This window comes from Maribacter aquivivus (assembly GCF_900142175.1).
Lineage (GTDB): Bacteria > Bacteroidota > Bacteroidia > Flavobacteriales > Flavobacteriaceae > Maribacter > Maribacter aquivivus.
This window is the reverse complement of sequence record NZ_FQZX01000002.1, coordinates 769,523-783,659: the sequence shown is the minus strand read 5'-3', so window position 1 is coordinate 783,659 and position 14,137 is coordinate 769,523. Positions and strand designations below refer to the sequence as shown.

Here is a 14,137-nt window from a genome sequence, read left to right as displayed (position 1 = left end):
TTTTATGAGGTCTACAACATGGTATCTTTTTCAAATTCGCAAGTTTAGTTGTATTTTGCAAGGATGGAATATTTGATAGTATCTGAAATATTCGGGTATCAAAATGTGAATTTCCATAAATTAAAACATCTACAATGCGAAATCATTATAATAATAGTGAATTCGTATAGATTGTAACTAACACACTTGAACAACTAGAACATGAAAAACTGTATTAAAATTTGCGTACTCGGCATCTTTTTATTCACTGCATTTGCATCTGCACAAGCTCCAAAATGGGAAAATCCGGAGTGGGAGAATCCTGAAATTTTTCAAATAAATCGCGAAGATCCTACGGCATCTTTATATCGTTATGAGAATGCAACGTCAGCTCTAGCAAATGAAAGTTGGGAGAATTCATCTTTCTATCAATCTTTAAATGGTGAGTGGGATTTTAATTATGCCGCAAGTGTACCAGAACGCCCAACTACATTTTTCAATGCAGGTTTTGATACATCCGGTTGGGATAAAATTACGGTACCATCTAACTGGGAATTAAAAGGTCATGGCACACCAATTTATACAAACGTGGTGTATCCTTTCCCTAAGAATCCACCATTTATTCCCCACGATATCAACTCCGTAGGTAGCTATAAGCGCAGTTTTGAAACTCCTGAAAGCTGGAATGGGAAAGAAGTGTATTTGCATTTTGGCGGTGTAAGCGGTGCTATGTATGTGTATATGAACGGACAAATGGTTGGCTATAGCGAAGGCAGTAAAACACCCGCAGAATTCAATATTTCTAAATACCTGAAAGCAGGCAAAAATGATTTGTCCGTACAGGTATTACGTTGGTCAGATGCCAGCTATTTAGAAGATCAAGATTTTTGGCGTTTAAGCGGTATAGACAGAGATGTGTATTTATATACGACCAATAAAGCTACCATAAAAGATTACTCGGTGGTGGCAGATTTAGATGATACGTATACCAACGGTAAATTCAGTTTAAATTTAAAACTGGCGAATACGGGCAAGAAGCAAAAAGATGCTCAAGTAGAAGTTACTTTATTAGATGGTGCTAAGGAAATATTTAAAGTAGACCAAAAATTAGATGTAGTTGAAGGCACAACTACGGTAAAATTTGCTCAGGAGATTCCTAATGTAAAGACATGGAATGCTGAAAAGCCGAATTTATATACGCTACTTTTTACGCTCAAGGATAAAAAAGGAAATACTACCGAAGCAATCAGTTCTAAAATAGGATTCAGAAAAATCGAAATTAAGAACAATCAGTTTTTGGTAAACGGTATGCCTGTTTTAATAAAAGGCGTAAACCTTCATGATCATGATGAAGTAACAGGTCATGTTATTTGCGAAGAAATTACCTTGAAAGACATGGAGGTAATGAAGCAGAATAATATCAATTCCATTCGTTGTAGTCACTACCCTAAAAATGAGTTTTTCTATAGAATGGCAGATAAGTATGGGTTTTATGTAGTTGATGAAGCCAACATTGAAATTCATGGTATGGGAGCTACTAACCAAGGTTTAGACGGTGATGAAGCCGCAATTGCCATTCACCCAGCATACCGCCCAGAGTGGAAAGAAATGCATTTAGATAGAACTATTCGTATGTTCGAGCGCGATAAAAATTATACTTCGATTGTAACTTGGTCATTAGGCAATGAAGCCGGTAACGGTCAAAACCTTTTTGATACATATGACTGGTTAAAGGCACATGATACTACTAGACCAGTGCAGTATGAAGGAGCGACTAATTTCTCGAATACAGATATACAGGCGCCTATGTATTCTAGGGTTGACCAAACTATCGCATATGCAGAGAATGATCCGAAAAGACCATTGATTCAGTGCGAGTATGCTCATGCTATGGGTAATAGTGTTGGTAATTTACAAGAATATTGGGATGCCATTGAAAAGTATGATGTATTACAAGGCGGTTTCATTTGGGATTGGGTAGATCAAGGTTTAAAAGCCACCAATGAAGACGGCGTTGAGTTTTATGCTTTTGGTGGCGATTTAGGCGGGGCAGAATTACAGAATGATAATAATTTCTGCTTGAACGGATTAGTAGATCCCGATCGTTCTGCGCATCCGGCTTTATATGAAGTAAAGAAGGTGTATCAATATGTGAAGTTTAGGGCTGAGAATCCGAAATCTGGAAAAATCAGTTTAAAAAATATGTATGATTTCACCAACTTATCTGAATATGCTTTTTCCTGGAAGTTGTTAGAAAATGGAGTAGAAGTAGGGAAAGGGAATTTGGCAGATGTAGATATTGCTCCGTATGAAACTAAAGAAGTTCAATTAGAATTGCCAGCATTGGCAAATGCAGCTTCTGAATATCATTTGAATGTATATATGACTACAAAAAATGAAAGTGCCTTAATACCAGCAAATTATTTATTGGCTTACGAGCAGTTTCAATTAACAGATTTCAACCCTTCTATATTTGAGGAGAATATTGACGGATTAGTGGTTACTAAAATTGATGATACCATTATTGTAAAAGGTGACGGATTTAAAATCGGTTTCAACAGTAAAGACGGTACCTTATCATCTATAGATTACGGACAAGGGAATCTGTTACAAAAAGGACCTAGCGTAAATTTCTGGAGAGCACCAAATGATAATGATTATGGTTATAATATGCCTAAACTTTTAAAGAAATGGAAAGAAGCTACCGATACCCAAAATATAATGAGTTTAGAAGTAAACTCAAATGAAGGGAAGAAAATTATAGATGCTGTAAAGCTAACTGCTAATCCTTTTAAAATCAGAAAAGATTTAAAGCTGAGTGCAGATTACGAATTACCTTCTGTAAATGGTCAGGTAAAGGTAACCTATACCATTAATACCAAAGGCGAAATATTAGTAAGTACCAAGTTAAAAGGTATGAGCAGCGATTTACCAATTATGCCAAGATTTGGTAATAATTTAATCATTGATACCAGCTACGATCAGGTAGAATGGTATGGTAGAGGAGAACATGAAAATTACCAAGATCGTAAAACGGCCGCTTTGGTAGGTGTATACGATGCCAATGTTTCCGATTTATATTTTAAATATATACGTCCGCAAGAGAACGGGAACAGAACAGATATAAGAACCTTGTCATTTGAAAATAAGGAAGGAAAAGGTATAAAAATTACAGCTCCAGAATTATTCTCTTTCAGTGCGCATCATCAGTTGAATTCAGATTTTGATGAGGGTACACAGAAAAGACAGCAGCACACTTATGATATTCCAACTAGGGATTTAATCAATATTAATATTGACCATGGTCAAATGGGTGTAGGTGGTGATAACAGCTGGGGATTACTACCAATGGAGAAATATCAGATTCAACCAGAAAACCTTTCATTTCAGTACGTAATTAGTCCTATTCGTTAAAATCGGATTATTTAGAGATGAATTAAAACGTAGAAAGTATATTTAAGCCATGAATAAAAGTGTACAAGTTTTAGGGTTAGGTTTATTGTTTTTAGGAATGGTAAATTGTAAGCCGGAATCCAAAGAAAACAAAGCCCAAGAAAAAGTTGCAGCGAAGGTTGAAGAAACCGCACAGGTAGTGGAGCATACGATTTTGAGCAAAAAACCTGAAGAATTAGCTGCGCCTGATGGCATGGTTTGGGTTTCTGGTGCAACTTTTGAGCAAGGAGCAATTAGCAGTGATAAAACGGCAATGGATCATGAAAAACCAGCTATTGATGTAACAGTTGATGGTTTTTTTATGGATGCCACAGAAGTTACCAACGCTCAGTTTGCGGCATTTGTAAAAGCTACGGGCTATATAACAGTTGCCGAAAAGGGAATAGATTGGGAAGAACTTAAAAAGCAAGTGCCACCAGGTACCGAAAAACCACACGATTCTATATTGCAACCAGGATCATTGACATTTAAAAAAGCAAAATCTACAGTACCTAATTTATATGACTTTTCGCAGTGGTGGAACTGGACTATCGGTGCAGACTGGAAACACCCAAACGGACCTAAAAGTAGCATTAAAGGCAAAGACAATTACCCGGTAGTGCAGGTATCTTACGAAGATGCATTGGCTTATTGCGACTGGGCAAATAGACGTTTGCCAACAGAGGCGGAGTGGGAGCTGGCATCTAGAGCAGGTTCATACGGCACTATATATAACTGGGGTGATAATGAATCTGTTTTAAAGGAAAAAGCAAATACTTGGGAAGGTGAATTTCCTGTAGAGAATACAATAGCAGACGGTTTCGAACTTCGCGCGCCGGTAAAATCATATCCTCCAAATGCTTACGGATTGTATGATATGGCAGGCAATGTTTGGGAATGGACTAGCGATTGGTATAATACCAACTACTATAAAGAGATAAAGGATAGAAATAAGGTTTTAATAAATCCTGCGGGAGCAGAAGCTCCGTTTACACCAAATAATCCACTTGCTAAAGAACGCGTAATTAAAGGCGGCTCTTTTTTATGTAGTGCATCGTATTGTGCTAGTTACAGAGTATCTGCAAGAATGGGATCTAGTATGGATTCTTCTTTAGAACATACCGGGTTTAGAACGGTAGCAACGGTAGAGATGCTTGAAAAGAACTAAGAAATATTTATTCGATACAATTTAAAAGCTGGTCGAGTTCAACTATTTTGGCTCGGCTAATCGGAATTTTCTTATTCTTAATTTCAATGAATTCGTGATTATAGCGCTCCACCATTTTTAAATTAACGATATACGATTTATGAATTCGTATAAAATTTTCTGAACCAAGTCTTTTGTTAAAAGCATTCATGGTAGAGAGAATAATATAGTTGCGTTCTTCAGTAACCACTTTTACATAGTCACCCAAAGCTTCAACATATAATATGCCATGCATATTAAGTTCCACCTGCTTAAGATTGTGTTTTACTACTAATTTGCTTTCGGGTTGTTTCTTTTTTACAGATTTCGCCTTATCAATTGCTTTGGTAATGGCAGCTTCAAACCTAGTATTGCTAAAGGGCTTTAAAAGAAAATCCGTTACATTAAACTCAAAAGCATCAAGGGCATATTTCTGATTCTGACTCGTAATAATTACTTGCGGATGAATTGTTAGTCCGGCTAAAAATTCGAATCCGTTCATAACGGGCATTTCAATATCAAGAAATAAGAAATCTATCTTCAAGGCATTTACCTCTGCTAAGCTTTCAGCACTCGCACTAGAAGAATGTAAGAGCTTTAGGTTTTTATTTTTCTCGATAATTTGCTCAAGAAGTTTTCGCTGCGTGCTAGAATCTTCTATGATAGCGCATTTAAAGGTTTTCATTCGATAATAATATAAGTTCTACTATACATACGTAAAGAATGGGGGAAAGTTCATTTTTCTTCAATTTTATTTGAACAAAAAGTTAGAAAAACTGGCGAAAAATAGTAAATAGTTATCTTCATAGCTAATATTCGTATAAAAACTTTTGATAACTATATTGTAAGTTTTTAGCTCAAAAACCTACTTTTGTAGTAGAGAATTTAATAGAACCACTTGATATTATGTCTGATAAAATAGAACGTGTAAAAACATTAATTATAGGATCTGGTCCTGCAGGGTATACAGCAGCTATTTATGCTGCCCGTGCAGATTTAAAACCTGTTATGTATACAGGTATGGAGCCAGGGGGTCAATTGACCACCACAACTGAAGTAGATAACTTTCCAGGATACCCAGAAGGTATCGATGGTCCTACGATGATGGTGCAGTTGCAACAGCAAGCTGAACGTTTTGGTACCGAAGTTAGAATTGGTATGATTACTTCAGTTGAGTTTTCAAAAGAAAAAGGAGGTATTCATAAAGTAGTTGCCGATGGTGAAAAGCAAATTGAAGCTGAAACTATTATTATTTCTACCGGTGCATCTGCTAAGTATTTAAATATACCTAGTGAGCAACGTTTACGTGGTGGAGGAGTATCTGCTTGTGCAGTTTGTGATGGCTTTTTCTATAAAGGGCAAGATGTAGCTATTGTTGGTGCAGGTGATACTGCAGCAGAAGAAGCATCTTATTTGGCTAACATTTGTAATAAAGTAACGATGTTGGTGCGTAAAGATGAAATGAGAGCATCTAAAGCGATGCAACATAGAGTTCACAGCCTTAAAAATATTGAAGTACGTTATAATACTGAAGTAGATGAAGTTTTAGGTGACCAAGTTGTTGAAGGTTTACGAATGGTAAATAACCAAACAGGCGAGAAAGAAGAAATCGCTATTACCGGTATATTCATCGCAATTGGTCATAAACCAAATACTGATATATTTAAAGGTCAATTAGATATGGACGAAACGGGTTACCTAATTACAAAAGGTAAGTCTACCAAAACTAATTTACCAGGTGTCTTTGCTAGTGGAGATGCTCAAGATAAAGAATACAGACAAGCAGTTACAGCTGCAGGGTCAGGCTGTATGGCTGCATTAGATGCAGAACGTTACTTAGCATCAATTGGTTCTGTTGAAGAAGCAATTGCAGATAAGTACTAGTAATTAGTATAGCATAAAATACAAAAGAGCCCATTCGTTAGAATGGGCTCTTTTTTTGTTTAACGTGTTTTGTTAATCTATTCTTACGTAGTTTTCAGAGAATGTTCTATTACCTTCTTCATCTAAACTTATTTGGCTAAATCTGTTATCATTAAGTTGAAGTTCAAAAGTGAAAACGCGCAGGGTATCCATAGCTTGAATCATTTCATTATCACCATATTCTAGCGTTTCCATTAATCTGTCATCAGTAATATTATAAGTACCGTAACCAAATCTACCAACTTTATCTACCGGTACATATCTAGACCACATAATTTTACCATTGTAGTACATTTTAACCTGTCTATAACCGTCTGCAGTGGGTACGGTATCAATTACTTGTTGTCCGTCGTAATTATAAAAACTTTCCAGTTCCCATGTACCTTCTATGGTATGCATGTAATTTTCGTTAATGGAATTTGTTGAGGCGGCTGATACCAATAGTAGCATCAGCAATACCAATCCTATAATTTTTTTCATAGTGGTAAGGTGTTAGTTAATAAAAGAGTTGAATGTGTACTAAAAAGATACGAATTAAATATTGGAATTTAATAATAAATAACACTAATAATTACGAATAACATAATGATAGTTAGGTAATTAAAGTAATTGTTGTGGATTTGAAGAGTGTGAATTAAGAATAGTGCAAAGCTTTAAAATGTCTTCATTGGTGTGAGAAGCGCTTATAACTATACGACTCATGAGGGAATCATTTTCTGTTGGATATCTAAAATTGGTAACTAGAATACAATTTTCTTCCAGATAATTAGCAAGTATTTCATTTTGAAAATTAAAGGTCGGATGTCCTTCCGCATATACAAAAAGGGACCTGCCTGAAACATTTTTCAAGAATAGATCCATATTTTCTGCTAATTGTATTCTTTTAGTGGCGATAAGTGAACTAGCATCTCTAATGCTTGCTAAAGAAGCAGGTGTTGCAGGACTAGCTCCGCCAAAAAACTGTGTATTTTTTAGCGCATTAATCATATTGGTACTGCTAAATATTGCTCCAGCTTGTATGCCAAACCCTTTACCTAAAGAGCAAGAAACTAATAGTTCTTTTGGTTGCAGTGATTGTAATAGTCTAAAGCTGCCACCGCCATTTTTTCCGGTAATTCCTATTCCGTGAGAATCATCTACAACTAGAATAACATTTTGTAGTGGTAAGTTTTTAAGGAAGTTATAATCCGGATAATTATCTCCGTGAAAATCGATACTATCTAAAAAGAGTACAGCTGTCTTGTTAGAATCCTGTTTGATAGCATTTTCAAGCTCAGTCCAGCTTTGAAATAGTTCTTGTTGATTTCTTAATAAGGCAGAATGCGTATGTGGTGCATAATATAATTGATAACCGGGTTGGCTAAAATAGTTACATACCAGCTGACCGGCGAGATAACCAGAAGACATGGTCACGCAAGCTTCACTACCTACTATTTCAGCTAAATAAGCATCTACTTCATCAAAAATTGATATTCTAATATTAGATTTTCGAGAAGCACTATAGGCAATACCATATTTTTTAATATTATTGATGAATACCGATTGAAACTCCGCATCAGTTTGTAATCCTAAATATGAGGTACCGCCAAAGTATAGGTATTCTTTACCATCAATGGCAATAGTTCTATCAGGAAATTCATCAATAGTAAACATTATTCTAACAATTGAACACCGCTACCGGCTAGTTTTGGGAAGATAACCTTCCCGTCAGGTTCAATATGAACTCCCGTAGCAATATCACTTTTTAATAACAAAGCGCCATCCATATCTACATAATCTAATTGTGGAATTAATTGAGCAATAGCAGAAATACCTACTGTAGATTCTGTCATGCAGCCAACCATTACGCTTATCCCTAATTCTTTAGCCTTTTTTATCATGCGTAGGGCAGGGGTGAGTCCGCCACACTTGGTCAGTTTAATATTTATCCCACTAAAATGAAGTGCACATTTTTCTACATCACTTTCTACAATACAACTTTCATCAGCAATTACGGGTAATACGCTGTGGTGCATGACTTCTTCCATACCAGACCAATCATCTGCTTTTAGGGGTTGCTCTAAAAATTCAACTCCCAATTCCTTTAAAAGCGGTGCATTATGTATCGTTTCTGTTGCAGTCCAAGCGCAATTAGCATCAATTCTAAAAATGGCATCTGTATGCTTTCTTAATTCACGGACAATAGCAACATCATCACTAGTGCCTAATTTAATTTTATAGATAGGCCATGGCATTTCTTGCATTTTGGCTAACATAACATCAATAGCTGCAATACCTATAGTATAATTGGTTGTTGGGTAGTTTTCGATGCTTGTACCCCAAATTTCGTATAAAGGTTTGCCTAATAATTTTCCGTAAAGATCATGCGCAGCCAAATCTAGAGCACAAATAGCAAAATTGGATAAGCCTTTACTTACTAAAAAGGCATGGAAAATTTCAGGTGTTGTGAATTCAAAACGTTCAATTTCAGAGGATATGGCGCTGATTTCATCCATCATGCTCTGTGTAGTTATTTTATAATAAGGATTAGAGGTAGCCTCGCCATAACCCGTTTTACCATTTAAAGTCAAAGAAGCAATCATAGTATCTTGAAAATCATGAGATTCTCTTGATATACTGAAAGTGTGTTTTAATGGTAATGTATATTTTTTTAAATGTACTTGCATACCACTAATATACAGATTAGGTGTCGACTACAAAATGAAAACCCACTGATATTTCAGTGGGTTTCAAAGTTGAATTGATTGAGGAATATTTTAGTACTTATGTACACTGCCCGATACTGATTTGTTCTTCTGTACCGATGGATCACCTTTGTATGATATATTACCACCACTAGAAGCCTCTGCGGTTAAATCATTGGTAACATCGATACTTATATTTGCACCACTACTGGCATCTGCAGTGGCTACTAAAGTAGTTAAGTCGTTCGCTTTAATATTTGCACCGCTACTGGCATCAACATATACTTCTTTGGCAACGCCTTCTAAAGTAATATTTGCACCGCTACTAGCATCGATATCTATATTGGTAGCGTGTACGTTAGCATTGATAATGGCACCGCTACTTGCATCTACTTCTAATTTATCTGACTGAATTAGATTTTCAGTAGTAAGATGAGAACCGCTTGAAGCATACATACCGGTAACGTTTGGCATTGTTACATATATCTTTTTAGTAGAGCGACCAATGTTTTCGATACAGTGAATTTTTAATTTCCCGTTTTTAATATCAGTTCCAATTAAGTCAATGATATTCTCATCTGCTTCAACTGCAATATCAAAGTCTGCGCCTTGGGTAACAAATACCTCTAAACCTTCAGAAGCAGATACTTCTGTAAATTCACCGGTAATCTCTCTGGTTTCTTCAACAACTACGCCGTTGCCTTTTTCACCGGATCCAAAATCTCCAAAGTTAATATCAAAGCCACAAGATGAAAGTAATAGGGCTAAAACAAGTGCTACTGTTATTCTTACTAATGTTGTCATGATTGTTCGTTTTTTGATTGATTATTGTTTTATGATGATGTAAAAATGATTGTTTTTTAACTCCTTTTCTATTTATAAATACTGAACTGTTGTTTAAGATGTCTGAATTGTAATTAGTTGATACTATCGTTGGTATTCACTTTTACGCCATTTTCATCTAACTTCATTTTAAACGATTCTCCGTTATCATTTACGTCAATGTCAATTCCGTTCTCGTTGATAATGATTTTACCTTTATCGCCATTATCATTAATGTTGATATCTATGCCATTTTCATTGATGTTGATGCGATTAGAACCAGTATCATCTTCATCTTCCATCTCAATAAAATCAGGACAATCTTGGCATTCAAGCTCTCCGTTTTCAGTCATTTTCCAGATATAGCCCTCTAGACCTTCCACATCTCTGTCTGTATTAACAGTCGTAATCCAATCTCTAGAATTAGTCTGGTCATAAGTTAAAATGGTACCTACTGGCAAGAAAATATTTACACGTACCTCTTGATCTTTAAACTTAGGTCCCTGTGTGGTCAAATAATCATCAAAAGAGATAGTATTGCCGTTTACTTCGTATTCATAGATGATTTGACTAGCAATATCTTTTGCTTCTCTATTCGACGGTCCGTCAGCCTCTTTTCTAATTTGAACACGAACCAAGGTGTCTTTAGACTTACGAATACGGAATCTAACATCATCAGAAACCAAAACCTTATTACCGGCTTCGTCATAAGAAATAAAGGTATCTCCCATATGCATGTCCTTTTCATAATCATACTCATCTGTAGACACTAACCTAATATTTAAAGTATCTGAAGGCATAATAGAAGTTATTTCATTTTCTACAGAAGTACTACCTGTGTATGCATGTGCTGCCGCTTCTCTAATACCAAAGACGACCAAACATATAATTGAGATCAGCCATAATCCTAATAATGAGAATTTAGCAACGGTACCAATTGACTTTAAGTTGTTTACCAATATTTTTAATCCTAAGTACATTAAGAAGAAAAACGGAATGCCAATGGCAAAAAATGCTAATAACGATACCACCCAGATTGGTAAGTTGGTAGAGTTGACTACATTATAGAAATCAATACCAGGTACATGAATGATATCTAAAATACCAACGGTAAACATGCCTACAAAAAGACCTATCAATGTAGTGGCACCAATGATAACTAAAAGAATACCAATGAATTTGCCGAAAATTTTGAAAAGGAACATTACGATATCACCAAAGGTGTCAAAAATCGTTTTACCTCCTTTTTTGACGGTGTCACCTACTTTTTCATAGTCAACACTTTTTACACGATCCGCTACGTCATCAAAACCCTCTTTAACTTTACGCTCAATATTGCTGATGTTCACTGTCTCGCCGCTCATATCTAATTTTTGGGCAGTAGTTTTCGCTTCAGGAATAAGGATCCAAAGTAAACCATAGATAAAGATGAATCCACCCCAAGTGAAAATGGTTAAGAAAATCCAAAGTAAACGAATCCATAACGGATCAATACCAAAGTAATGCGCTAAACCAGAAGATACACCGGCAACATATTTCTTTTCGGTATCTCTATATAATTTCTTTACTCTTTCTTTGGTTGAAGCAGTCTTTGCTCTAGGTTCATCTTCAAAGATGTCTTCATCTACCATATAATCTTCAGGTTGCCCCATAATGGCGATAACTTCATCTACTTCTTTTTGAGTAATAACCTGTCTTTCATTCTCTAATTTGTCATGAAAAAGTTCAGCTATACGAGCTTCTATATCTGCAATGATTTCATCACTGCCCGGTGTGTTGGCAAAAGAACGTTTTACAGATTCTAAATACCTACGCATTATATTGTATGCCTCTTCGTCTATATGGAAGAGCATGTTTGCTAAATTTATATTTACTGTTTTGTTCATGATTAGCTGTTTTTTGAGTTGGTTACCAGGTTGGTGGCTTTTCTTAATTCGTCCCAAGTGGTATCTAATTCTTTAAGAAAAAGTTTACCGGTTTCGGTTAGGGTGTAATATTTTCGTGGCGGTCCAGAAGTAGATTCTTCCCAACGGTAGTTTAGAAGACCTGCATTCTTTAATCTGGTAAGTAGCGGGTAGATAGTACCTTCTACTACAAGCATTTTTGCATCTTTTAGCGTTCCTAAGATTTCAGAAGCATATTTATCATGCCCATTTAAAATGGACAGGATGCAATACTCCAAAACCCCTTTGCGCATTTGTGCTTTTGTATTTTCTACATTCATAATCTCTTTTTGCTTTTTATGCAGTCCCTCTTTCGGAGGGGATTGCTCCATTGTGTCTGTTGTCTGCATAGATTAACTGTTCGTTTTTTGTTTGATGAATAAACATCCTGATTGATTTTTGATTGATTAATAAACTCTTTAGGGTGTGATGAATACCCGATATATAATGTAAACTGATGATTCTATTTTATAAATTTTATAGTGAAGGGATATTCAAAAACTTCACCTTCATTTGTTTTTATAGTAGCTAATATGGTATATACTATATTGATAATAAATAAAGCAGATTGTGCTAGACCTAGTAATGCAACGGGTATCATCCACGGACCAAAAAAATCATCAGAATCAAAGTTAAAATTGATGTTATTGAAACTGTGAATATTTGAAAAGCTGAAATGATCAAAGTCAAAAATATTAGGAAGAAAGCCCCCTAAGAAAAAAGGGATACTAACCATACCTACAAGAATAGAGTAGAGGAGTATGCTAATTTGAAAATTCAGCGCTTGTTTACCGTTGTGATCTACAAATTCATATTCTTTTTTACTTGCCGTCCATAATACTAGAGGAATGATGAAGTTCCCGAACGGAAAAAAGAATTTAGAAAACGTACTTGCATGTATTAATGCAGAGAGGTTTCTTTCGTGTTTTGTTACTGATTCTGTCATGATTGATTCGTTGGTGATGATGATTGATTATAATACTATGTAAAAGCCAATTACTTTGATTACCTATTAACTTCCTATGCAAATATATGTCTAAAAAAAGGTACTATGTAACGCATAGTACTAATATTTAACAATATATTAACATTTTAGTATGCTATTAATAATGGCTATTTTTATAAAAATTATAAGATAATATGGCGGTAACAGCTAGTAAAATCAACATGTTCTCATTTTTTAAACTACCGTCAGCATGGTGGTGCGGGGTACGTTTAAGAGAGTTAGATAAAAACCGTTCAATAGTAACGGTAAAGCACAGATGGTTCAATCAGAATCCGTTTAATTCTATGTTTTGGGCAGTACAAGGTATGGCCGCAGAATTGACGACAGGGGCTTTAATGATAGATCAAATTGAAGCATCGGGTAAGAAAATTTCCATGCTGGTAGCGAATAACACAGCTAATTTTTCAAAGAAAGCCACAGGTAGAATTACATTTACTTGTGAAGACGGACACTTAATTAAAGAAGCTTTAGATAAAACGATTGCTACCGGAGAAGGACAAACCGTTTGGATGAAATCTGTGGGAGTAAATACAGATGGGGTAGTGGTAAGCACCTTTAAGTTTGAATGGACGGTGAGGTTGAAGCAGAAATAATAATTAGAATGAAAGCAGGGGTACAGTTTAAGGAAACTCAAAAATTTACGCAATGGTGGTTGTGGTTGATTATATTGGCGCCAATAATTTTAGCAGTTTTTAATATTATTGGTGTTATACTATATATGTTTGGCGGTTTTTCTCCCGTTGATTTAGAAAATGTAAGTGTATCTTGGATATCGGGTAAAGTATCCATTATTCAATTTATCTGCTTTTTAATTTATGTAGGGACCATATTATTTTTGGCATTATCTAAACTTAAGGTTGTCGTATCAAATAATGAAATAAAAATTGGTCATCTTTTATTTTTTAATAAAGTCATTGATTTAAGTGAAATAGTAGAACAAGAGATCGTTAATTATGATTTTGTAGGTTATGGTATCAGAAAAACTAAGAAGTACGGTACTGTCTATAATGTAAAGGGTAAAGAAGGAGTAGCTATGACACTGACTAATGGTGAAAAATACCTTATTGGCTCGCAAAAATCAGAACAGTTTTTGAAATCTCTTTCAAAAAATAATTGATTTGATGTAACAAATCGTCTACTTCTAGCAACTTATAGACATCAA

The 14,137-nt window shown here is 35.4% G+C and carries 13 protein-coding genes; 5 read left to right on the top strand and 8 right to left on the bottom strand.

The features are described 5' to 3' along the window. Window positions 1–201 precede the first annotated feature (201 nt). Together BUC31_RS13975 and BUC31_RS13970 are read left to right on the top strand one after the other, a co-directional pair. Window positions 202–3,393: a beta-galactosidase, LacZ type gene (locus BUC31_RS13975; RefSeq protein ID WP_073245188.1), complete on the top strand. Its 3,192-nt coding sequence runs from the start codon at window positions 202–204 to the stop codon at window positions 3,391–3,393. Window positions 3,394–3,442: 49 nt separating this feature from the next. Further along, window positions 3,443–4,579 carry a formylglycine-generating enzyme family protein gene (locus BUC31_RS13970; RefSeq protein ID WP_084135048.1) on the top strand — a complete coding sequence of 379 codons (1,137 nt, stop codon included), beginning with the start codon at window positions 3,443–3,445 and terminating at the stop codon, window positions 4,577–4,579. A 7-nt stretch (window positions 4,580–4,586) separates the two neighbouring features. Here BUC31_RS13970 and BUC31_RS13965 read toward each other — a convergent pair whose 3' ends face one another. After that, complete coding sequence (locus BUC31_RS13965; RefSeq protein ID WP_073245187.1) at window positions 4,587–5,282, bottom strand: LytR/AlgR family response regulator transcription factor; 696 nt, start codon at window positions 5,280–5,282, stop codon at window positions 4,587–4,589. Between the two features lie 221 nt (window positions 5,283–5,503). Here BUC31_RS13965 and trxB point away from each other — a divergent pair, with 221 nt between their 5' ends. Next, a complete protein-coding gene (gene trxB / locus BUC31_RS13960; protein WP_073245185.1) occupies window positions 5,504–6,481 on the top strand; it encodes a thioredoxin-disulfide reductase in 978 nt (325 codons plus the stop codon). A gap of 72 nt (window positions 6,482–6,553) precedes the next feature. Here the strand turns inward: trxB and BUC31_RS13955 are convergent, their stop codons facing one another. From BUC31_RS13955 to BUC31_RS13925, 7 genes are all read right to left on the bottom strand, one after another. After that, complete coding sequence (locus BUC31_RS13955) at window positions 6,554–7,000, bottom strand: hypothetical protein (protein ID WP_073245184.1); 447 nt, start codon at window positions 6,998–7,000, stop codon at window positions 6,554–6,556. 120 nt (window positions 7,001–7,120) lie between these two features. Then, the gene (locus tag BUC31_RS13950) at window positions 7,121–8,173 is read right to left on the bottom strand and encodes an aminotransferase class I/II-fold pyridoxal phosphate-dependent enzyme (protein ID WP_073245182.1); all 1,053 of its coding nucleotides are present in this window, start codon (window positions 8,171–8,173) and stop codon (window positions 7,121–7,123) included. After that, a complete protein-coding gene (locus tag BUC31_RS13945; protein WP_073245180.1) occupies window positions 8,173–9,186 on the bottom strand; it encodes a dipeptide epimerase in 1,014 nt (337 codons plus the stop codon). The genes BUC31_RS13950 and BUC31_RS13945 overlap by 1 nt, the downstream gene beginning before the upstream one ends. A 90-nt stretch (window positions 9,187–9,276) precedes the next feature. Next, window positions 9,277–10,008, bottom strand: coding sequence for a head GIN domain-containing protein (locus tag BUC31_RS13940; RefSeq protein WP_073245178.1), 732 nt, complete (start codon window positions 10,006–10,008; stop codon window positions 9,277–9,279). Window positions 10,009–10,121: 113 nt separating this feature from the next. Further along, a complete protein-coding gene (locus BUC31_RS13935) occupies window positions 10,122–11,912 on the bottom strand; it encodes a PspC domain-containing protein (RefSeq protein ID WP_073245176.1) in 1,791 nt (596 codons plus the stop codon). Window positions 11,913–11,914: 2 nt separating this feature from the next. After that, complete coding sequence (locus BUC31_RS13930) at window positions 11,915–12,250, bottom strand: PadR family transcriptional regulator (protein WP_073245975.1); 336 nt, start codon at window positions 12,248–12,250, stop codon at window positions 11,915–11,917. Window positions 12,251–12,432: 182 nt separating this feature from the next. After that, window positions 12,433–12,915: a DUF4870 domain-containing protein gene (locus BUC31_RS13925; RefSeq protein ID WP_073245173.1), complete on the bottom strand. Its 483-nt coding sequence runs from the start codon at window positions 12,913–12,915 to the stop codon at window positions 12,433–12,435. Between the two features lie 194 nt (window positions 12,916–13,109). On the opposite strand from BUC31_RS13925, the gene BUC31_RS13920 reads away from it, so the two are divergent. After that, complete coding sequence (locus tag BUC31_RS13920; protein WP_073245170.1) at window positions 13,110–13,568, top strand: DUF4442 domain-containing protein; 459 nt, start codon at window positions 13,110–13,112, stop codon at window positions 13,566–13,568. After that, window positions 13,541–14,092, top strand: coding sequence for a hypothetical protein (locus BUC31_RS13915; protein WP_073245166.1), 552 nt, complete (start codon window positions 13,541–13,543; stop codon window positions 14,090–14,092). The genes BUC31_RS13920 and BUC31_RS13915 overlap by 28 nt, the downstream gene beginning before the upstream one ends. Window positions 14,093–14,137 lie beyond the last annotated feature (45 nt).

What these genes read in the sequence shown, in the direction of transcription:
- trxB (WP_073245185.1), top strand. Translation starts at nt 5,504, where the DNA reads ATGTCTGATAAAATAGAACGTGTAAAAACATTAATTATAGGATCTGGT.
- BUC31_RS13970 (WP_084135048.1), top strand. Translation starts at nt 3,443, where the DNA reads ATGAATAAAAGTGTACAAGTTTTAGGGTTAGGTTTATTGTTTTTAGGA.
- BUC31_RS13955 (WP_073245184.1), bottom strand. Translation starts at nt 7,000, where the DNA reads ATGAAAAAAATTATAGGATTGGTATTGCTGATGCTACTATTGGTATCA.
- BUC31_RS13935 (WP_073245176.1), bottom strand. Translation starts at nt 11,912, where the DNA reads ATGAACAAAACAGTAAATATAAATTTAGCAAACATGCTCTTCCATATA.
- BUC31_RS13915 (WP_073245166.1), top strand. Translation starts at nt 13,541, where the DNA reads ATGGACGGTGAGGTTGAAGCAGAAATAATAATTAGAATGAAAGCAGGG.
- BUC31_RS13940 (WP_073245178.1), bottom strand. Translation starts at nt 10,008, where the DNA reads ATGACAACATTAGTAAGAATAACAGTAGCACTTGTTTTAGCCCTATTA.
- BUC31_RS13930 (WP_073245975.1), bottom strand. Translation starts at nt 12,250, where the DNA reads ATGAATGTAGAAAATACAAAAGCACAAATGCGCAAAGGGGTTTTGGAG.
- BUC31_RS13925 (WP_073245173.1), bottom strand. Translation starts at nt 12,915, where the DNA reads ATGACAGAATCAGTAACAAAACACGAAAGAAACCTCTCTGCATTAATA.
- BUC31_RS13945 (WP_073245180.1), bottom strand. Translation starts at nt 9,186, where the DNA reads ATGCAAGTACATTTAAAAAAATATACATTACCATTAAAACACACTTTC.
- BUC31_RS13965 (WP_073245187.1), bottom strand. Translation starts at nt 5,282, where the DNA reads ATGAAAACCTTTAAATGCGCTATCATAGAAGATTCTAGCACGCAGCGA.
- BUC31_RS13920 (WP_073245170.1), top strand. Translation starts at nt 13,110, where the DNA reads ATGGCGGTAACAGCTAGTAAAATCAACATGTTCTCATTTTTTAAACTA.
- BUC31_RS13950 (WP_073245182.1), bottom strand. Translation starts at nt 8,173, where the DNA reads ATGTTTACTATTGATGAATTTCCTGATAGAACTATTGCCATTGATGGT.
- BUC31_RS13975 (WP_073245188.1), top strand. Translation starts at nt 202, where the DNA reads ATGAAAAACTGTATTAAAATTTGCGTACTCGGCATCTTTTTATTCACT.